Here is a 20670-nt window from a genome sequence, read left to right on the forward strand (position 1 = left end):
TATTAGTCATTAGTTATATTGTTATCACAAAATAAGCGTTGTAATTCTTTCATTCCTTCTTCGGTACAAATACCTCTAAAATGGTATTTATATACTTCAGCAAATGTTTTATGATCTGTCACCTCAGCATCGGTAAATAGGCCATTACCCGGATCGAAAGTATAAACATGATAGGAAACATTTATACGAGCAATGATACTTTCATCAATATCTTCTCGATAATAGCCTTCCTGTTTCCCTTTCTTAAGGTTTGATATATTGGCATTATAAATAGTATCAATTTTCACATTCTTTACCTCCTGCAAATGAGCTGGATAATACTTTTTTAAATCAAATAAAAAAGTTGGTTGATATCTGCCAGTTTTTGGTTCCATTCGTTTTCTGAATTCAAAATGTTGCTCAATTGCATTTAAGCTCTCATCGTGAAAAACCGAAAAAGAATCTTTAAGAAACTGCTTTAGATATAACAGAACCAGATCCACCAACTCATTCTTATCCTTAACATACTGATAAAGCGTCTTCTTTGACATGCCCAACTCACGGGACACATCATCCATACTCACACTTTTAATCCCATATTGGCGATAGAGATCAAAAGTACGAGCAACTATTTCTTGGCGTTTTCCTTCCATGCCGCAAATGTAGGAAACTATTTTTGATTTGGAAACTATTTTAGTGTTAAGAGTTTCCTTGGTTTACATTCACATCACATTTTTCTCTTCGGAATTGCTACTTTCGTCGACTAATACATTGGGCAAACTACTTTTAGTTTTATTTGTAGACTATAAATCAAGATCCAACGTTAGATTTATTACTTAGCCATAAAAGATCATGAAATATATACTCATTGTAATAAGCATAATGTGCGCCCTCAACATTTCTGCACAGAGTAAAAAGAAATACAAAGGCAACAAGCGAACCTCAAAACGGGAAATAAGAAAAAGGCAACAGAAGGCATATGATCAAGATCAAACAAATGCTTTCAACCCGATTCAGCCCCGGGGAGCAAGACAAAACGATGCCCGCGATGATCTCTTATGGCACAGCGAATCGGCAAATACAGTTTACCACAGAGCTGGAAATATCAGCCTTACATCTCCATCGCGCTATGGTATAAAACCGGATTTAGAATTGTCAACTAATCTATTTCTTAATTATTGGGTTCCTAATATTACTCTTAAAAAAAGATGGGCTAATAACAAATGGTACATTGCCTCAAAACATGGCTTTTACTCAGCAACACCAGGCTTTCATTGGGCAAAAGAACGAAACTATACGAGCATTGCCGATTCAACTGCTAGTATACCCTTTGTACTTTCGATGAAAAACGAATTGATATTTAGCCGATTGTTTGCCCGCAATAATACTTGCACAAGAGAACAACCTTATTTGATTTTATCGGCAGGACTTGGTGTGGACTATGGATATGCCTTTGGTGAATCAGGGCTAAGCGAGATTGATGAACATGTATTGGCACCACGTAGCCCTGCATTAACAGGGCAAGGAGGCACTATCTACACCAGGGTACGAGCTGATTGGCAAATTAACAACCAACTCCTACTAGGAGGCGGAATAAAATATTTCTATGGCGAATTTACAGGCCATCATGCCTTTGAGCAAAGTACTGAATTACAAACATTCTTACTGCCAAATTTCTCCATTTCAATAGGATACTTACTGTCCTACGGTCACTATAACGCATCAAGTTCCGTTGGTATTATACCTTTATTTGATTTAACATGGCACTTTGGACGCAAACAGGCCCGAGAGAAAGGTTTGTTCAAAGGAAAAATGTTCTAATAAAAATATCTGTACTACAATTTAAGGACAGAATTGAACCTTTTTGCAATCAAATTGGACATAATTACAACTATCTCTCCAAAAATGTTAACACCTTTACAGCATAATCAGGAACCTTAAAGAAAAAAATAACATCATGCGTAAAGAAGTAGCAATTGGTATCGATATTGGCGGTACTAATACAGTGATTGGAGTGGTAGATAAGAATGGAGAGATATTAGCCGAAGCAACTACACCAACGCTAACAAACACTGATATTAAAAACTATTTGGATGCTCTTACCTCAAAAATCAATGAAACGGTTTTTGAAATTAAGGAGGACATTGAAGTAAAAGGAATTGGTATTGGTGCACCAAGCAGCAACTATTACACCGGTGAGATAGTGGGTGCCTCTAACTTGGGATGGGGAGAAGTTGTTCCATTCGTTAAACTTTTACGTGAATATTATGATTATCCCGCCATCGTTTTAACTAACGATGCTAACTCAGCCGCTGTTGGTGAAATGATGTACGGTGGAGCTAAGGGAATGAATGATTTTTTAATGTTAACACTCGGAACTGGTGTTGGCAGTGGAGTTGTGGCCAATGGAAAGTTGGTGCTTGGGCATGACGGTTTTGCCGGTGAATTAGGTCATGTTATTACAGATAGCGATGGTCGTGAATGTGGTTGTGGACGCAATGGCTGTCTCGAAACCTATGCCTCAGCAACAGGCATATGTCGTACTGTATCAGAACTTATTGCAAGCACAAAAATACCAAGCTCACTTCGTGATGTACCTGCAGGTAACTTTACCTCAAAAATGGTATTTGATGCTGCCGAAAAAAGTGACGAGCTTGCATTAATGGCATTTGAGTTAACTGGCAAAATGCTTGGCAAAGCGATTTCAGATTTTGTTGCATTCTCAAGCCCAGAAGCAGTTTTCTTATTTGGTGGTTTGGCCCTTGCCGGAGATTACATATTTAAACCAACTAAAAAATACATGGAAGAGAACATGTGCTTTTTATATGCTAACAAGGTAAAACTACTTCCATCAGAATTGGATGGTGCTAAAATTGCGGTACTTGGTGCAAGTGCAGTAGTTTGGAGCGAATTGAACTAACAATAAAAATAGATAGTATTAAAGGGACATCAAAGTCGATGTCCCTTTTTTATAACTCATAAACTGGAATACATTACGCTTAAACCTGATTCAAGAAAGCATTGTAATTGATTTTATTAATTTCGTTTTCTTTAAAATTAATTGACTTTCAATAAGCGAATCTCGAATTTGTTATAACAATTCTATTGCGAATTATATAAACAGGCATCATGAAACTAACATCCATCTTCAGTTTACTACTTTTAATACTACTTGGTAGTTGTCAGACTACACAGCAACAAACCGCAACTTCATCACTTACAAGTTATGTCGATCCCTTTATTGGAACTGGTGGTCATGGCCATGTATTTCCGGGGGCAACTACTCCTTTCGGAATGGTTCAATTAAGCCCGGTTAACGGTGTATCAGGCTGGGATTGGGTTTCAGGATATCATACCTCATCCAATGAGTTGGTTGGATTTGCACACATGTGTTTAAGCGGAACCGGCATTGGTGATTTAGCTGATATTGTTGTATTGCCAACAACTAAGCAGGTGGTTTCTGACACATCGGATCAAGGAAAGAAAAAGGAATCGCACTTTGTCGATAATTACAAAAGCTCTTATTCACATGCCAACGAGAGCGCTAAACCTGGCTATTATCAAGTTGAATTAAACGGAGGTGAAATCAACGCTGAATTTACAGCTAGCCCGCACACTGGCATGCATAAATACACATTTTCTGAAACTGGTGAAGCCTCAGTAATTATTGACTTAGGCCTTGCTATTAATTGGGATGCATCAGTTGAAAACTATATCAATCAAGAATCTGAAACGGTGATTTCAGGTTATAGAAAATCAAAGGGATGGGCCAATGAGCAATGGGTTTATTTTACACTTGAATGCAATCAAAAAATCAAATCTTTCCGAACAGGTATAAACGGACAATTAGATGCCAACAGTGATGCAAAAGGAAAGTATGTTCAAGGTGTCTTACAATTCGATGTAAAAGCAAAGGAACCACTGCTTATCAAGGTTGGTTTGTCGTCAGCAAGTACGGCAGGTTCAGCATTAAGTATTTCTGCCGAAATTCCTCATTGGGATTTTGACAAGCAACGTGCTGCTGCTTCTGCATTATGGGAAAAAGAACTTCAGAAAATCAAAATTGAAACCAAAGAAAAAGAGTTGCTTACCACATTTTACACTGCCCTTTACCACAGTATGATTGCACCTAATATTCATTCTGATGTAAATCGTGAATATAAAGGTCAGGATGGGAAAGTGCATGTTGCAAAATCGCATGACCAATATACCGTATTTTCTCTTTGGGACACTTTTAGAGCCAATCACCCATTGTTCACTATCACTCAAGAAGATAAAGTAGCTGACTTCATCCATTCTTTTATGGCCATTCACAACGAAGGTGGTTTACTGCCTGTTTGGGAATTAGTTGGTAACGAAACCAATTGTATGATTGGCTATCACGCCATTCCAGTGGTACTAGATGCTTGGCAAAAAGGCTTAATAAAAGATATAGATGGAAAGGTATTGCTAGATGCTATGGTTAAAAGTGCCATGCAAGATAAGGGAGGATTAGCTGCACTTCGAAAATATGCTTACATTCCTGCAGAGCTTGAAAACGAATCTGTATCAAAAGCTCTAGAGTATGCCTACGACGATTGGTGCATTGCGCAAATGGCTAAATCAATAGGCGATACCGATATATATAACACTTTTATTGAAAGAGCTGGTTTTTACAAAAACCATTTTGATGCCTCAACCGGTTTTATGCGTGGTAAAATGGCCAATGGACAATGGAAAGAATCATTCGATCCGCTTTTCTCCAGTCATCGCGATGATGAGTATACCGAAGGAAACGCCTGGCAATATTCTTGGTTTTCACCGCACGATATCAATGGCTTAGTCCAATTACATGGTGGAAAAGATAACTTTGTGCAACGTCTCGATTCATTATTTAAAATAGAAGAAGGTCTCAAAGGAGAACATGCTTCACCGGATATTAGCGGACTAATTGGCCAATATGCGCATGGTAACGAACCTAGTCACCATGTTGCCTACATGTATAATTATGTTGGTATGCCTTGGAAATCGGCGGAGAAAGTCAATGAGATTCTGCGTACCATGTACTCAAATGAAGTTGATGGCATTTGTGGAAACGAAGATTGTGGCCAAATGTCGGCTTGGTATGTTTTTAGCTCAATGGGGTTTTACCCTGTTAATCCAGCCGATGGCAATTATATTTTCGGAACACCATTGTTCGACATGGTAGAGATTAATCTGGCAAATAATAAAACATTTAAAGTCGAGGTTGAGAACAATTCAAAAACCAATATCTACATCCAAAGTGCAACATTAAACGATGTCAATTTGGATCAATCATGGTTTACGCACAAGGATTTAATAAATGGTGGACATCTTAAATTAGTAATGGGATCAACACCGAATAAAAACTGGGGATCTAAAACATTACCCCCTTCTATGACTAACTAGAATTTCAACCTATATCATTACAATGAAACTATTTATTACACTCTGTATTCTCATTGGTTTAGTCAGTTGTTTTAGCCCTAAAACACAGGATGAACACACCTCCATTGACTTAACTAGTGAGATATATTATCCTCTAAACTATATTGTTGCAAAATGCGCTGAGCCACTTATTATTGATGGCTTAGACGATGATTCACATTGGGAAAATGCACCATACACATCACTTTTTATTGATATTGAGGGCATAAAAAAGCCAAAGTACGATACGCGGGCAAAAATGCTTTGGGATAATGACTACCTATATGTTTTTGCTAAATTGAACGAGCCGCATATTTGGGGGAATCTTAAACAGCGCGACACGGTTATCTTTTATAATAATGACTTCGAAGTTTTCCTTGATCCATCTTTGACTACCTATAATTATGGTGAGATAGAAGTTAATGTTTTAAACACTGTTTGGGATTTAACTCTGGATAAACCATATCGAGTTGGGGGAAGTGCGGATAATAGTTGGGATTTAGATGATCTAAAAACGGCCATTAGCATTGAGGGTACTTTAAATGACCCAAGCGACATAGATTCGTTTTGGACAGTTGAGATGGCCATACCTTTGAAGCCTCTTCTGGAACTTAAAAAATCAGATAAAAGTACCCCGATGAACAACGAACAATGGCGTATTAATTTTTCACGAGTTAATTGGGATCATGATATCACAAATGGAAACTATAGTCGTAAAAAAGTAGATGGCAAATACTTGCCTGAATACAATTGGGTTTGGAGTCCGCAAGGCGTTATCAACATGCACGAACCAGAAAAATGGGGATACCTGCAATTTAGCGACCAAGCAATAATTGATGATGTACCGTTTATAGAGGATAAAGATTTAATTTACAAACAAGCCGCCTATGCCTTCTTCAGGTTAACGCGTTATGGTTCATTAAAACAGATGTCATCAAAAAAACAAGGTTACATTAAACAGTTTAAGTCTCAATTGTCTGATGATGTTACTTGTATGGCTACCTTTGAAAAAACAAAGGATGGATTTAAATATACATTACAACATCCAACAACTAATCAATTGTTCATCATCGACCAAGATGGATGGCTCACACTCAAATAAATAATACATCATATAAATAAGCTCACATGAAAACTCTTCAAATCATAATTCTAGCACTTATAATTGTAGCATGCAATCATGCTCCCAAAAAGAACATTAATGAAACCGAATCGAAATCGAAAGATTTTGTATTTGCCACATGGACTGGCGCTGATAAAGTGTTTGATAAAGCTACCTGGGAAGAGAAGTTAAACAGCTATAAATCCATGGGAATAAGTGAAGTGCTTGTCAACGGTAATCCTGATGTGTTAGAACAAATTATTCCTTTGGCCAATGAGCGAGGACTAAAAATTCATGCCTGGATGTGGACCTTAAATCGACCTAATGATACCATTGCCAATAAACACCCTGAATGGTATGCGGTAAACCGTATGGGTAAAAACTCATTGGAATACAGAGCTTATGTTGATTATTATCAGTGGCTCAGCCCACATCATCCTGGCGCGCGCGAACATATTAAAAACAACGTTAGGAAATTAACTAAAGTGAAAGGCCTTGCCTCAATACATTTGGATTATGTAAGGTATGTTGATGTTATTTTAGGTGCCGATCTTCAACCTAAATATGGTTTGGTTCAGGATCATGAAATGCCAGAATACGACTATGGCTACCATCCGCTTGCCCGCGAAGGTTTTAAGAAAATATTTGACAAAGACCCTCAAGATTTTGAGCATCCTGAACTAAGTACCGAATGGCGTCAGTATCGACTTAATGCGGTATCAACACTTGTGAATGAGTTAGTGGAGATAGCACATGAAAGCAATAACAAGATGACAGCGGCAGTATTCCCTTTCCCTGAGATGTCGCGCCAAATGGTTCGTCAAGCTTGGGACGACTGGAACCTGGATGCTGCTTATCCTATGTTGTACCAAAACTTCTATCGTGAGAATATTAACTGGATAGGTTTTGCAACCGAACAAGGTGTTCGCGATGTTGATTTCCCAATTAATGCTGGTCTTTTTGTTCCAGCTTTTAAAACTCCTGGAGAGTTAGAGGAAGCCATTCGCTTATCAAAAGAAAAAGGAGCTAGCGGTGTTGCCATATTTACAGCCGATGGACTTGAAAAAGATATGCAAGCCACCATTAAAAAGCTTAGCGAAGAACTTTAATAATCGTTGCAAATCATAAGGTATTACAGAAGGTTGTTTTCTTATTAAGAAGGCAACCTTTTTTGAAATAGCTAAATTTAGTAGTCGGAATACACATGTAGCCCATAATAAATCATTCAAACCAGAAGCCCAACTATGGCATCTCTCTTTCTTTTCCCTTAACTTAGCGCGGCTAAACATTATCGTACATGTATATAAAATACATTCTAACTACTGTTGCTCTCTTAATCGGTGGTCTTTTGGCTGTTCAAGGAAGTATGAATTCGCAATTGGGTGGTTATTTAAAACAACCATTGCAAGCTTCGTTCGTAAATTTCTTTGTCGGAACCATTTGTCTTTTGGCCGTCAACCTTCTTATGCGAACAGGCATCCCGAAGGCAGGCCTCCTAACTCAAATACCTTTATACCTTTTCTTTGGAGGCATATTAGGTGCCATATTTGTAAGCTCAGTAGTAATATTAATTCCTAAGATTGGCGTGAGTACCATGTTAGGTGCTACCATTGGTGGACAAATGATTGTGGCAAGCATTATTGATCATTATGGCTTCTTCAATGTTGAGGTACATCCCATATCACTTGGACGAATTGCAGGTATAGTGTGCCTAATTGCTGGCATTTTTTTGATACAACGCTTTTAGTATTAAAGAAAAATAACCTTAATAACGCATTGATTAGAATACACTTGGATAAAACACGCGAACTACATATGCATAAAGTTGCATATGATATTGATAATCATGCTGAATAACACTCTTAAAAAGCGTTAAAATTTAGGCTTAGTCTCGACAAAAGACTTATTTTTGCGCCTTGGAAAAAAACAAACAGTTATATTATGGCAGATAAAACAAATCAACTGTTATTTAGTGATTTTCCTCCAGTATCTACGCAAGCGTGGATGGATAAAATCACAGCAGACTTGAAAGGAGCAGATTTCGAGAAAAAGCTTGTATGGAGAACCAATGAAGGTTTCAACGTACAGCCTTTCTATCGTTCTGAAGACCTTGAATCATTAAAGTACTTAGAAAGTCAACCTGGCGAATTTCCTTATGTAAGAGGAAATAATGCAAAAACCAATGCATGGTTCATTCGTCAAGACATCCTTGTTACCGACGTAAAAGTAGCCAATCAAAAAGCCTTAACTATCCTTACAAAAGGAATTGATAGTTTAGGCTTTGTTTTTGAAGATAAGGCACTTATTACGGAAACGAACATTGAGGCTTTATTGAAAAACATCCTTTCTGACGATGTTGAAATCAACTTCTTTGCTGCTCACGGCAGCAAGTTATTGGCTAAAGCAGTTGTATCTACACTGAAAAAAATGAACCGTAACCTTGCTGAGGTAAAAGGTTCAATCAACTTTGACCCAATTGGTAGCATTACTACTAAAGGCAAAGCTTGTGTATCAGTTGAAGAAGCAATGGATCGCGCTAAAGAAATGATTGGTGAAGCAAATGTTTTACCTCAGTTCAGAGCGATTACTGTTAATGCAAAACATTTCAACAACGCTGGTGCATCTATTGTACAAGAGTTAGCCTTTGGTCTATCAATGGGTAATGAGTACTTGGCTCAATTGATCGAAAGAGGTGTTTCTATTAACGATGCGGCTTCTAATCTGAAATTCAATTTTGGCATTAGTGGTAACTACTTCATGGAAATTGCTAAGCTAAGAGCAGCTCGTTTGCTTTGGTCTAAAATTGTTGAAGCATACAAACCAACAGGTGTTGAGGTATGTAAGATGCAAATTCACAGTGAAACATCGGAATGGAACAAAACTATTTTCGATCCTAATGTGAACATGTTACGTACACAAACTGAAGCTATGTCGGCTAGTTTGGGAGGAACGCAGTCATTAACCGTTCAACCTTACGATGCTTTATATAAAGACAGTGACGAATTCTCAGAACGCATTGCTCGTAATCAGCAGTTATTGTTGAAAGAAGAGTGTCACTTCGATAAAATCGTTGATGCTTCTGCAGGATCATATTACATCGAAAACCTAACAAATAGCATCATCGAGCAAGCTTGGAGCTTATTTGTTCAGCTTGAAGATAAAGGTGGTTACATCTCTGCTTTGAAAGAAGGTTTCATTCAAGGCTTGGTGAAAGAAACAGCTGATAAACGTCGTAAAGCAGTAGCTACTCGTCGCGAAAATCTATTGGGTACTAACCAATTCCCTAACACAGGTGAAATTATCTCAAACAATATCGACTTCTCTAAATTAGAGAAAGTATGTGTATCGTGCGAAGGTGATACTTTGGTTGAGCCAATCGAAATATTCCGTGCAGCCGATCAATTTGAAGAATTGCGTTTAGCTACTGAAAAGGCAGCAAAACGTCCTAAGGTATTCATGTTGACATATGGTAATTTAGCCATGCGTTTAGCACGTTCTCAATTCTCTGGTAACTTCTTTGGATGTGCCGGATACGAAATCATCGATAACCTTGGTTTTAAAACCATCGAAGAAGGTGTTGAAGCAGCGAAAGCAGCTAATGCCGACATCGTAGTGCTTTGTAGTGCCGATGACGAATACACCGAAGCCGCTCCAAAAGCATTTGAATTGTTAGGCGATACGCCATTAGTTGTTGCAGGTGCTCCTGCATGTGCTGATGAGTTAAAAGCCAAAGGCATCACAAACTTTGTGAATGTTCGTTCAAATGTACTTGAGACTTTGAAAGGGTTTAACACGTTGTTGAATATTTAAATAAACACAGAGGCACAAAGACGCAGAGTTTTATGAATGAGGAAGAATATAATAAACTATCGAGTTCGACAATTGGTGCAGCAATAGAAGTGCATAAAGAACTTGGACCTGGTTTATTAGAGGCTGTTTACGAGGAGTGTTTGCTTTCCGAACTGAAAGCGAAAGGTCTCAAAGTTGAAAGTCAAGTTAAGCTTCCTATTATTTATAAAGGTAAAGAACTGAGTAAGGTTTTTATTATTGATCTATTAGTGGAGGATAAACTAATAATTGAGCTTAAAGCGGTAGAAAACATTTTACCTGTGCACGAAGTTCAATTAGTTACCTACTTAAAACTATCGGGCAAGAAACTTGGATTGTTAATTAACTTTAACGAAAGTGTGCTTAAGCATGGTATTCGAAGAAGAATTAACAGTTAGACAACTCAGCGTCTCGGCGTCTCAGCGTTAAAATTAATAAACATGCGACCAAAATTTAATAACATAGATTTCAAAACCAAGCCATGTGGTGTCAAAGATGCCAAAGCTTGGGAACAAAAACATGGGGTAAAGAAGGACTGGGTAACCCCAGAACAGATTCCTGTGAAACCAGTTTATAGCAAAGAAGACCTTGAGGGAATGGAGCATTTGAATTATGCTTCGGGTTTACCTCCATACTTACGCGGCCCATACTCAGGTATGTACGCCATGCGTCCTTGGACCATTCGTCAGTATGCTGGTTTCTCTACTGCTGAAGAATCAAATGCATTCTACAAACGTAACTTGGCTTCGGGTCAGAAAGGTTTGTCTGTTGCGTTTGACTTGGCTACTCACCGTGGTTATGATTCAGATCATAAACGTGTTGAAGGTGATGTAGGTAAAGCTGGTGTGGCTATCGATTCAATCCTTGATATGAACGTTTTGTTTGATGGTATTCCATTGGATAAAATGTCAGTATCAATGACAATGAACGGTGCTGTATTGCCAGTATTGGCATTCTATATTGTTGCCGGATTAGAGCAAGGTGCTACTTTAGAGCAGCTATCAGGTACTATCCAAAACGATATTTTGAAAGAATTCATGGTGCGTAACACATACATCTACCCACCTAAATTCTCGATGAAAGTGATTGCTGATATTTTCGAATACACATCACAAAAAATGCCTAAGTTCAACTCAATCTCTATCTCAGGATACCACATGCAAGAAGCAGGTGCTACCGCTGATATTGAGTTAGCATATACTTTGGCTGATGGATTGGAATACCTACGTGCAGGTACCGAAGCAGGATTGGACATTGATGCATTTGCACCTCGTCTTTCTTTCTTCTGGGCTATTGGAATGAACCATTTCATGGAGATTGCCAAGATGCGTGCCGGACGTATGTTATGGGCGAAGATTGTTAATAAATTCAACCCTAAAAATCCTAAGTCGCTTGCCTTACGTACGCACTCACAGACTTCAGGATGGTCATTAACTGAGCAAGATCCTTTCAACAATGTTGGACGTACTTGTGTTGAGGCCATGGCTGCTACAATCGGTGGAACTCAATCGTTACACACTAACGCATTGGATGAGGCAATTGCATTACCTACTGATTTCTCTGCACGTATTGCTCGTAATACACAGATTTATATTCAGGACGAAACGCAAATTTGTAAAGGTGTTGACCCTTGGGCTGGTTCATACTACGTAGAGTCATTAACCAAAGAATTGGTTGACAAAGCATGGGCGCACATCGAAGAGATTGAGTCATTAGGTGGAATGGCTAAAGCCATTGAGTCAGGTATCCCAAAAATGCGTATCGAAGAAGCGGCTGCTCGTACTCAGGCTAAAATTGATAGCCAGACACAAACAATTGTGGGTACTAACAAATACCGTCTTGATAAGGAAGATCCAATCGACATCTTAGATGTGGATAACATGGAAGTTCGTCGTTCTCAGATCGAGCGTTTGGAAAAATTACGTGCTAACCGTAACGAAGCCGAAGTTCAAGCTTCATTAGAGGCGATTACAAAAGCAGTTGAAACAGGTAAGGGCAACCTTCTTGAATTAGCTGTTGATGCTGCTCAAAAACGTGCTTCATTGGGAGAGATTTCTGATGCATGTGAGAAGATTGTTGGTAGATATAACGCAGTAATTAGATCAATCAAAGGAGTGTATAGCGCAGAAGCAGCAGACGATAAAGAGTTTGCAAAAGCAACAAACTTAGCAAAACAATTTGCTGAGAAAGAAGGACGTCAACCTCGTATCATGATCGCTAAAATGGGTCAGGATGGACACGATCGTGGAGCTAAAGTAGTAGCAACAGGTTACGCTGATATCGGTTTTGATGTGGATATGGGACCATTGTTCCAAACTCCTGCAGAAGCGGCTAAGCAAGCTGTTGAAAACGATGTTCACGTTGTGGGTGTTTCTTCACTAGCTGCCGGTCACAAGACCTTGGTTCCTCAAATTATCGCTGAGCTTAAGGCTCTAGGTCGTGAGGACATTATGGTGATTTGTGGTGGTGTTATTCCAGCTCAGGATTATGATTTCCTTTACAAGGCTGGTGCTGTGGCTATCTTTGGCCCTGGTACTTCAGTTGCTAAAGCAGGATCAGATATTCTTAACTTGTTAATTGAGCAAGCTGCTGAGTAGTTAAAAAAGTGCACGGTGCATTGTGCACAGTGCTTTTAGATATTAGAAAGCCATCCTGAGCAATCGGGATGGCTTTTTGTTTTCACACGGAGATGTAGAGTATTATTTTGTAAAACCTAAAAAACCATTATCTTAGTAATAAGATATAAACCAAGCCTATACAAACATGCTAATCCAGTTAATAAATTCAATTAAACCCTTTCTATTTATTCTTATCCTTATTTTATCATCCTGTTCAAAAGATGAAGAAGGCATTAGGGAAGATAATATTAAAGAGAGTACCAAGAGAGAAATTGAATGGACAACACAACTAACCTTTAATGGTAAAGATACCAGACCACTATCGATTACAGAAATAAAAAACCAAGGCTACCTTATCTTGCGTAGATCGGCTAATATCGGTAATATGGGTAGTTATGCATCCTTGTCTTTTATCGACACCGAAGGCAACGAAATCTGGAATAGTGACTATGAAGATCTGAGAGGTTCAGTAACAAGTAATTTAGTTTCATTTGGCAATAATTACGCATTCTTTACTGGGTATGAGGTAGTAGTTGTTGATATCAATGGGAATATTATTAAGGCAATTGACACGGCTTTGCTTAGCGGTAATTATGAACTATCCGGTAATTGTGGTCTAAAAAGTGTTAGCGATGGTTTGCTTTTATTTACTTTAGGTGGGGGGTATATTGCCAAAATAAACCAATCCGGTGAAATTGTTTGGAACAACGTTTACAATAAAATGATTTCCGATGCAACTGAGTATTTAAATGGGAAATACATTTTTACAACCGCTTTCAATTATAGTGAAAGTGGTTATGGTACCTTTTTTATTAATAGTGAAGGTGAATATACTGATTCATTGACAACAAACGGAATGTTGATATCAGTTGACACTAATCAAAATCTATTCCTTTTTGATTATACAGATAGATCCGAATATTATCGAATAAAGCTAAGGAAAACAAGCTTAAATGGGGAAGAACAAACGAGCTATGAATATGAGCACCCTGCTCATTTATACTGTGGACAACATATTTACCCAAAGAATAATTTATTCTCATTTATAGGCTCGACCGGAATACACATTATCAATTATTCAGATGACAATGAAGAAATTCACGAATATAAATGTGGTAGTATTAAAACTAGTGTAGATACGCAGAATTGGAATAGGGCATGGTTTGGTTTAACACCAACCTTTGATGGTGGTTTTATTGTAGCTCGAAAAGCTGTTCAGGAAAACTCATCAGGTAACAGCGTTATTGTTATCAATAAGTATAAATAATTAACAGCTCCTTGTCAGTAATTTTGAAATTAGGATGGCTTTTTCCATATGTAAATAAGCTAAGTTTAATGCAAACAACAAAATAAACAAGAACCCACTAGAAATCATTTAACCTACTCCTTGTCTCTTTGCTCATAAAAGCTTAAACGTTCTAAATCATTTTTAAATCGTTCGAGAAGATCTTTTGAGAAAGAGCTAATTATCTTACTTTCATCTGCATCAACACCATTTGATGCCTCGGCAATAACATTCATCGCTTTAATAAACTCCTCGTACTGTGGAGCCGGGCCGTAACTGTGGCAAAAATTAATCACCTTATTATATATTTCTTCAACCGACGAATCTTTCGACGCTTCATATTCAAACGACCATAGAATATCAGATCCCCAACTATGATTGCTGAGTAAATTCTTGAGCGCATCCTTCTCTTCTTTTTGAATCACACCATCTGCTTTTGCGATGGCATAAAGTAACTCACCCAGCACTTCGTATAATCTATCAACTTGCTTCATATTCTTCTATATGATTTTTGTTTGAAGGTACCTAATTTCATTAAAATACAAAGCAATACATTTCATAACAATTATCCTATCTTGCAACTTTCTAACCTAAACCAAACTTGTTTATGAAAAATGCAATCTGTCTTATTGCACTTATCTTTCTGTCCGTTAGTGCAATTGCTCAGAAAAAAGAGATTAGTTTTAGCTACTCACCACTATCAGCTTATCGACTAGGACATGTCACTCAAGAAGGCCTTAATGAAACAAATCATTTTGTTTTAGGAGCCATTAATTTTGATTATTACAGTTATTTAAATAGCTGGTTAAAAGTCGGCGTAAATGTAATGTACGATTATGAAAAAGAGGAAGGAACTTTTAACAGTTACTACTATCAAACCGACAACTACGAATTGACCAATAGTGTTTGGGTTATAGCCCCTCAAGTTGATTTTGAATACCTCCACAATCCAGCATTTAAATTAAGTAGTGGCTTAAGTTTAGGGTATACCACAGTTAATAGTAGTGCCTCTACCTCGGTAATAAAGGATCACGCCATGAAAAATGGTTTTATATTTCACATTAACCTTATTAGTTTCCGATGGGGCAGAACAAGAGGTTTATGCGGATATATGGGGCTTGGACACAAAGGTTTTTTGGGACTTGGTTATTTTGCATATATATAACCAGTAGAATTTCTTTAATAAGCTCTGAGTTACGACACGCCTAAATCGCTTAGCTTAGAATTGTTATTTAGATATGCCGTTGGGGCAAACCTTTGAGAATTGTTGGGTACAAAAAAAAGCGGAAGGAATGATACCGACCGCTTTTTTGTGTTTAAATAATTACTAAAATCTTACAAAGTAGCTTCGATCCAGCTCCATCCTGAGATGTCAACTTTAGCAGCATCTTTACCTGAGTTAAGTGTATACTTCTTAGTTTCTCCCGAAATTAAAGTAGCATCTGCAGCATCACCATCAATCTGTACATTTGCCACGTCACCACCATCTTTCATATCTAAATCAACAGTGTATCCATCCAAGTGTAATCCTGTAATAGTTGCACCTGAAGTACTTTTGAACTGTAATGCTGTACCTGAAGTAGTACAAATAGCTGTTACATTAGTGAACATTGGATTACCATTCACTTTATCACCTTCAAAAGCAGTTGAGAAACCTTCGATTGTATGTGAAATGTAAGTGTTTTCAACTTTACCATTCCATCCTTCAGTCCAATCTACAGAATCATCTTCGTTGTTCTCTAGGTAGATGTTTGTTACTTCAGCAGCACCGCCAAAGAATTCAACACCATCATCAGCACCATTGATTACAGCAATGTTTTCAAATGTTGTTTCTGATCCAACAGCATATAATGATACACCATTGTACTGTGATTCTTCGTTAATTTGAGCACCAGTACCTTTAATTACCAAGTATGTTACGCTACCTGAATCATCGGCATTATCAGTTCCACCATATTTGAAACCACCAACTTCAGCTTCTACATTTGTACCTGCCGTTGTTACACCTTTACCACAGATGGTTAATCCACCCCAGTCGCCTGGTATTCCTTTATCCGAAGCTATTACAACTGGTAATTCTGATGTTCCATCTATGTTAATTGTACCACCCATTAAAACAGCTAAATAAACCTCAGTACCACCCGCATCAGCATGAATCTTAGTTCCTGCTGGAATAGTTAATGAAGCACCGTCTTGTACAATGTATGCACCTGTTAATCGGTATTGTTTACTGGCATCTAATGTAACATCAGTTGTTACGTTTCCTTCTAATTCAACTATCTCAACAACCTCAGCATCAACCCAAGTCCATCCTGATGGATCAACTGTTGCAGGACCGTTATAGCTATTTGCCGGATCAGCTGTTTCGCCTTCTATAATCACATTATTAAGCGAGCCATCGTCTTTCATGTCAACGCTAGTTGCATAGCCTTTAAGCGAAAGACCTGTAATAGTAGCACCTGATTCTAGTTTGAATTGGAGTGCTGTTCCACCAGTTGTAGAAACTGCAGTTAAGTTAACCAACTTAGGATTGTTATTTACCTTGTCAGCTTCAACTACTGTCGAGAAACCTTCGATAGTATGCTCTACATAAGCGTCAGTTACAGTACCGCTCCATCCTTCAGTCCAGTCAATAGCATCATCTTCGTTGTTTTGTAAGAATAATGTACTAACCGATACAGTTCCACCAAAGAACTCAACACCATCGTCAGCACCATTAATGACAGCTACATTTTCAACAGTTGTACCTGATCCAACTGCATAAAACGAAATACCATTATACTGAGAATCGTTGTTTATTTGTGCACCAGTTCCTTTAATTACCAAGTATTTAATTGAACCAGAGTCATCCATATTATCTGTTCCTCCATATTTAAAGTCTCCAACTTCAGCGGTTGCATCTTCACCTGCAGTTGTTACAGCTTTACCACAAATAGTTAAGCCGCCCCAGTCGCCTGGTGTGGCAGATGCTGAAGACATTACAACAGGTAGTGCAGATGTTCCATCAATGTTAATTTTACCACCCATCAATACAGCTAAGTACACTTCTGTTCCGCCGGATTTAGCAACAATCTGTGTTCCTGCTTCTACTGTTAAAGTTACTCCGTCACTTACCATAAAAGCACCATCTAAGCTATATTGCATTGATGACTTCAATGTATAATCTTCTAGTAGCAAACCTTCCATGATTCCCTTTCCCAAGTTGTCAATAACATCTTGACCTGGTGTTGGAGTAGGATCATCATCATCGCTACAGCTAGTTAGAATTGGCGCTGCCAATAATGCTAATGTGAATAGTCTAATTAGTAAATTTTTCATCGTTATCGTTTTTAGGATAATTTATTAGTTGTTTTAATTTAAATCGATATTAATTCCAAGGCTTAATTGAAGACCTTTCTTATATGAGCTCACAACTTCCGTTGTAGTTGGATCATCATTTATTGGTTCAATTACTTGGGTTTGTTTAATGTTTGGATTAAGTAGGTTTTTACCTGTGAATTTAAGTGATACTCTATTTGATATTTTTTTGCTTAGCACTAGGTCAAGTGTCACAAATCCTTTTTCAATAATTTCGTTATTAAATAGGGAGGAACTGTTTACTTTATCTTCAGGTGCACCCAAAGCAAATACCTTATCGGATGAATAATTTCCTGAAAGCGTAGCCATGAAACCTTTTGCTTTATTATCGGCATAACTCAATGCCCCGTTAAAAATGAACTCTGAAGCTCCTTCAATATTAGCTTCTGTTTTATTATTGTATTGGAAGTCTTCTAATAAATCTTGACTAAACCACATTCTAGTGGCATTAAGCGACAGGTTTAAACTTGGTATTTCAGATTCTGTTGCTTTTATAAGGTCAAGTCTGGTCTCTACTTCAAGGCCATACACAGTAGCTTGTTCGCCTGTATTAGCAAAGTAGAAGTAACCCGATGACCCTCTTGTTTGAGCGCGGTTTATTGGGTCGTTAATTTGCTTGTAGAAACCAGTAGCTGAAAACAACTGACCAGCACTTGGGTACATTTCCCATTTAAGGTCGAAGTTGTAATTCTGTGAGCTCTTGAGGTCTGGGTTACCTTTTGTTACCCGTCCTGTTGGAGATACATACTCGAATGGAGCAATTTCTTTAAATTCAGGCAATGTTACTGTTTTACTTGCCGCCAAGCGAAAGGCGCTCTTTTCGTTGATTTGATATTTAAAGTTGATAGCAGGTAAAACATTGTTGTAGCTATTTGATGTTCCACCAATTCTTGCGCCGTTTGGTCCCTGGTAGTTAGCTACATCCCAATTCACATCGAGTTGATTCATTTCGTAACGAGCTCCAACATTACCAGAAACCTTATTCACATCAAATCCGAAGCTTGCAAATCCTGCAAATACCAATAGTTTACCATCATATAAATCAGGTACACCATCTCTAATACGAAGTGTTCCATCTTCGTATAAACTCTCATCAAGTAAGACTTCATCTACGTTATCAACAGATTCAACTGACACTCCACGACCAAGAACACCTACAGCTTTTGAGTTAAAGTCTCTTTGTTTTTGGCGGAAGTTAGCACCAAAATCAACTTTCAGCTTTTTATATTCTTCATCTACAAATTTATACTCATCAGTGATATATCCATTAAGTTCGGCATCTTCAATGTTTTGTAGTGATTTCTTTTGCTGGTAATCGCCTACGTAAGCAAATGCAAAACGATTATCGTCAACAATGTTACCTTGGTTTCTAATTCGGTTAGGCTCTTCGGCATGTACAGTATTGTATCCTAAACCCCATTTCAATAAGTTCTTATCATTAAAACTATGGCGACCCAATAATTGATTAATGAATAAAGTAGTTTGTTTAAGGTTCTGATCTCTCACAAAAGCATTTTCTTCTTGTGGATCCTGATCATATTGAAAGCCTTCACCATTTCTTCCACTTTCGTATAAGTTATCAGTTGTTTTATGAACAAATAAACTATTGAAGTTAATGCTGTGGTTTGTATTGATGTCGTAAACAAAATTCAATAAACCAGTAGTGTTATATTCTGTTTCAAATTCTTCAACGTCGGAATAACTTGTGTTTAGAACGTTTGAGCGATAAGCTTTAAATAAACCAGTGCGGTATTCAGATGAGACTGACTGCGATATAGTACCAAAAATAGAGAGGTCCTTATCGAACAATTTCACTTTTTTACCCCCAAGAATTGAAACGCCATAATTTAAAGGAACGCTCTTTCTGTTTGTATTCCAGCTTTGCTTTTGAACTGCATCAATAGTACTGTAAGGAGCTGAATAATAACCTAAGGTTTGATCGCCAAAATTCTGAGTGGTTTTGAAATTACTAAACACGCCGTTTGTAAATACATTTGTGTTAGCACCACCCTTGATACCTAATGTTACCTTTTCGGTATATGCTTTGGAAGTGATATCAACAGCACCTGAAGTTAAATCACCATAGTTAGCTACAGTGTAAGTTTTGCTAACACCAATATTTTGTATTACGTCCGTTGAGAATAAGTCTAAGTCTATGTTTTTACGTTCAACATCATCTGAAGGAATAGGTAGACCATTCATCGTAGTAGTTAAGTATCTATCTCCAAGCCCTCTTATGAATACATCACCAGTAGCATCGTTCATTGAAACACCAGATATTTTTCCAGTGGCATCTTCGGCATCCGAAATGCCTAATGCCGACATACGCTTAGCACCTATGCTTTCTTTAATGACAGATGCTTTCTTTTGCTCAAGCATCAAAAAGTTCTCCGATTCACGATTGGCCTTGGCAACCACTGTTACCTCATCCAAATCCATCTCAGCAGATCCTAATTGAAAGTCTAGTACAGTTGGTTCGCCTTCTTTAATAACAACACCTTCCTTTAACTGAGGCTCGTACGATATATACTGTACACGTATGTTATAAGTGCCAGGCTCAAGAGGCGGCATTTCATATTCGCCCATGAAGTTGGTAATAGTACCTACTGTTGTGCCATCTATAACTATAGCTGTTCCAACTAATTCTTCACCTGTTTTCGAGTCAGTAATTTTTCCTTTTAATATTCCTGTTTGAGCAGATACCTGTGCAATACATGCCAACAATAGAATACTAATTACAACAATGTTCTTTTTCATCTTTTTCCCATTTTTCATCTGCCTACTTTATGCAGGCGGGGAACGTTTTTTTAACCATCCTTGTGTGTGTTCTGATTAAAATGAAACGTTTCGTTTTTCCCTCTCAATAATTCAAATAATTACAAGGGCAAATGTAGGGGGTGGTAGCAATAGAAGCGATAAGGCATAATTAATTCAATTTTAAGTCTGTGTTAAGGAAGAAAAAGAAGTAAGTGGAAGATAATGAGGAGATACAATACATTCTGGCCATTTTAAGCATCGGGCAGTAAATTTGGGATTAAAGTAGACGTAACATTGGCTTAACAAAGGGGGGGGGG

15 protein-coding genes are annotated in these 20670 nt (G+C 37.8%); 11 read left to right on the forward strand and 4 right to left on the reverse strand.

The window, feature by feature from the left end:
* Positions 1-2: 2 nt before the first annotated feature.
* On the reverse strand, positions 3-632 hold the full coding sequence (locus ACRD7B_RS16845) for a TetR/AcrR family transcriptional regulator (protein WP_430825772.1): 630 nt from the start codon (positions 630-632) through the stop codon (positions 3-5).
* Positions 633-831: 199 nt separating this feature from the next.
* Here ACRD7B_RS16845 and ACRD7B_RS16850 point away from each other — a divergent pair, with 199 nt between their 5' ends.
* The 10 genes from ACRD7B_RS16850 to ACRD7B_RS16895 all read left to right on the forward strand — a co-directional run bounded on the left by ACRD7B_RS16850 (position 832) and on the right by ACRD7B_RS16895 (position 14221).
* Positions 832-1800 (forward strand): hypothetical protein, encoded by a 969-nt coding sequence (locus tag ACRD7B_RS16850; RefSeq protein ID WP_430825773.1) that lies wholly within the window; start codon positions 832-834, stop codon positions 1798-1800.
* 136 nt (positions 1801-1936) lie between these two features.
* Positions 1937-2899: an ROK family protein gene (locus tag ACRD7B_RS16855; RefSeq protein WP_430825775.1), complete on the forward strand. Its 963-nt coding sequence runs from the start codon at positions 1937-1939 to the stop codon at positions 2897-2899.
* A 209-nt stretch (positions 2900-3108) separates the two neighbouring features.
* Positions 3109-5388, forward strand: a complete 2280-nt coding sequence (locus ACRD7B_RS16860; RefSeq protein ID WP_430825776.1) for a GH92 family glycosyl hydrolase — start codon at positions 3109-3111, stop codon at positions 5386-5388.
* 22 nt (positions 5389-5410) lie between these two features.
* The gene (locus tag ACRD7B_RS16865; RefSeq protein WP_430825778.1) at positions 5411-6508 is read left to right on the forward strand and encodes a carbohydrate-binding family 9-like protein; all 1098 of its coding nucleotides are present in this window, start codon (positions 5411-5413) and stop codon (positions 6506-6508) included.
* A gap of 26 nt (positions 6509-6534) precedes the next feature.
* On the forward strand, positions 6535-7617 hold the full coding sequence (locus ACRD7B_RS16870; protein ID WP_430825779.1) for a family 10 glycosylhydrolase: 1083 nt from the start codon (positions 6535-6537) through the stop codon (positions 7615-7617).
* Positions 7618-7805: 188 nt separating this feature from the next.
* Positions 7806-8255: a DMT family transporter gene (locus ACRD7B_RS16875; protein ID WP_430825780.1), complete on the forward strand. Its 450-nt coding sequence runs from the start codon at positions 7806-7808 to the stop codon at positions 8253-8255.
* A gap of 194 nt (positions 8256-8449) precedes the next feature.
* Positions 8450-10318, forward strand: a complete 1869-nt coding sequence (locus tag ACRD7B_RS16880) for a methylmalonyl-CoA mutase family protein (protein WP_430825781.1) — start codon at positions 8450-8452, stop codon at positions 10316-10318.
* Between the two features lie 32 nt (positions 10319-10350).
* A complete protein-coding gene (locus ACRD7B_RS16885) occupies positions 10351-10734 on the forward strand; it encodes a GxxExxY protein (protein ID WP_430825782.1) in 384 nt (127 codons plus the stop codon).
* Positions 10735-10776: 42 nt separating this feature from the next.
* On the forward strand, positions 10777-12933 hold the full coding sequence (scpA, locus tag ACRD7B_RS16890; protein ID WP_430825783.1) for a methylmalonyl-CoA mutase: 2157 nt from the start codon (positions 10777-10779) through the stop codon (positions 12931-12933).
* Positions 12934-13099: 166 nt separating this feature from the next.
* A complete protein-coding gene (locus tag ACRD7B_RS16895; protein WP_430825784.1) occupies positions 13100-14221 on the forward strand; it encodes a hypothetical protein in 1122 nt (373 codons plus the stop codon).
* Between the two features lie 113 nt (positions 14222-14334).
* Here the strand turns inward: ACRD7B_RS16895 and ACRD7B_RS16900 are convergent, their stop codons facing one another.
* Positions 14335-14733 (reverse strand): tellurite resistance TerB family protein, encoded by a 399-nt coding sequence (locus tag ACRD7B_RS16900; RefSeq protein WP_430825785.1) that lies wholly within the window; start codon positions 14731-14733, stop codon positions 14335-14337.
* A 113-nt stretch (positions 14734-14846) separates the two neighbouring features.
* On the opposite strand from ACRD7B_RS16900, the gene ACRD7B_RS16905 reads away from it, so the two are divergent.
* Complete coding sequence (locus ACRD7B_RS16905; protein WP_430825786.1) at positions 14847-15404, forward strand: hypothetical protein; 558 nt, start codon at positions 14847-14849, stop codon at positions 15402-15404.
* 170 nt (positions 15405-15574) lie between these two features.
* On the opposite strand, the gene ACRD7B_RS16910 is transcribed toward ACRD7B_RS16905, so the two are convergent.
* Together ACRD7B_RS16910 and ACRD7B_RS16915 are read right to left on the reverse strand one after the other, a co-directional pair.
* The gene (locus tag ACRD7B_RS16910; RefSeq protein WP_430825787.1) at positions 15575-17557 is read right to left on the reverse strand and encodes a hypothetical protein; all 1983 of its coding nucleotides are present in this window, start codon (positions 17555-17557) and stop codon (positions 15575-15577) included.
* 33 nt (positions 17558-17590) lie between these two features.
* Positions 17591-20353 (reverse strand): TonB-dependent receptor, encoded by a 2763-nt coding sequence (locus tag ACRD7B_RS16915; RefSeq protein ID WP_430825788.1) that lies wholly within the window; start codon positions 20351-20353, stop codon positions 17591-17593.
* Positions 20354-20670: the final 317 nt, after the last annotated feature.

Source organism: Carboxylicivirga fragile, assembly GCF_050589805.1.
GTDB lineage: Bacteria > Bacteroidota > Bacteroidia > Bacteroidales > Marinilabiliaceae > Carboxylicivirga > Carboxylicivirga fragile.

Bases quoted from the DNA above. Each gene is read 5' to 3' on its own strand.
- ACRD7B_RS16885 (WP_430825782.1), top strand. From the start codon at position 10,351: ATGAATGAGGAAGAATATAATAAACTATCGAGTTCGACAATTGGTGCA.
- ACRD7B_RS16895 (WP_430825784.1), top strand. From the start codon at position 13,100: ATGCTAATCCAGTTAATAAATTCAATTAAACCCTTTCTATTTATTCTT.
- ACRD7B_RS16915 (WP_430825788.1), bottom strand. From the start codon at position 20,353: ATGAAAAAGAACATTGTTGTAATTAGTATTCTATTGTTGGCATGTATT.
- ACRD7B_RS16875 (WP_430825780.1), top strand. From the start codon at position 7,806: ATGTATATAAAATACATTCTAACTACTGTTGCTCTCTTAATCGGTGGT.
- ACRD7B_RS16860 (WP_430825776.1), top strand. From the start codon at position 3,109: ATGAAACTAACATCCATCTTCAGTTTACTACTTTTAATACTACTTGGT.
- scpA (WP_430825783.1), top strand. From the start codon at position 10,777: ATGCGACCAAAATTTAATAACATAGATTTCAAAACCAAGCCATGTGGT.
- ACRD7B_RS16850 (WP_430825773.1), top strand. From the start codon at position 832: ATGAAATATATACTCATTGTAATAAGCATAATGTGCGCCCTCAACATT.
- ACRD7B_RS16880 (WP_430825781.1), top strand. From the start codon at position 8,450: ATGGCAGATAAAACAAATCAACTGTTATTTAGTGATTTTCCTCCAGTA.
- ACRD7B_RS16865 (WP_430825778.1), top strand. From the start codon at position 5,411: ATGAAACTATTTATTACACTCTGTATTCTCATTGGTTTAGTCAGTTGT.
- ACRD7B_RS16845 (WP_430825772.1), bottom strand. From the start codon at position 632: ATGGAAGGAAAACGCCAAGAAATAGTTGCTCGTACTTTTGATCTCTAT.
- ACRD7B_RS16900 (WP_430825785.1), bottom strand. From the start codon at position 14,733: ATGAAGCAAGTTGATAGATTATACGAAGTGCTGGGTGAGTTACTTTAT.
- ACRD7B_RS16905 (WP_430825786.1), top strand. From the start codon at position 14,847: ATGAAAAATGCAATCTGTCTTATTGCACTTATCTTTCTGTCCGTTAGT.
- ACRD7B_RS16910 (WP_430825787.1), bottom strand. From the start codon at position 17,557: ATGAAAAATTTACTAATTAGACTATTCACATTAGCATTATTGGCAGCG.
- ACRD7B_RS16855 (WP_430825775.1), top strand. From the start codon at position 1,937: ATGCGTAAAGAAGTAGCAATTGGTATCGATATTGGCGGTACTAATACA.
- ACRD7B_RS16870 (WP_430825779.1), top strand. From the start codon at position 6,535: ATGAAAACTCTTCAAATCATAATTCTAGCACTTATAATTGTAGCATGC.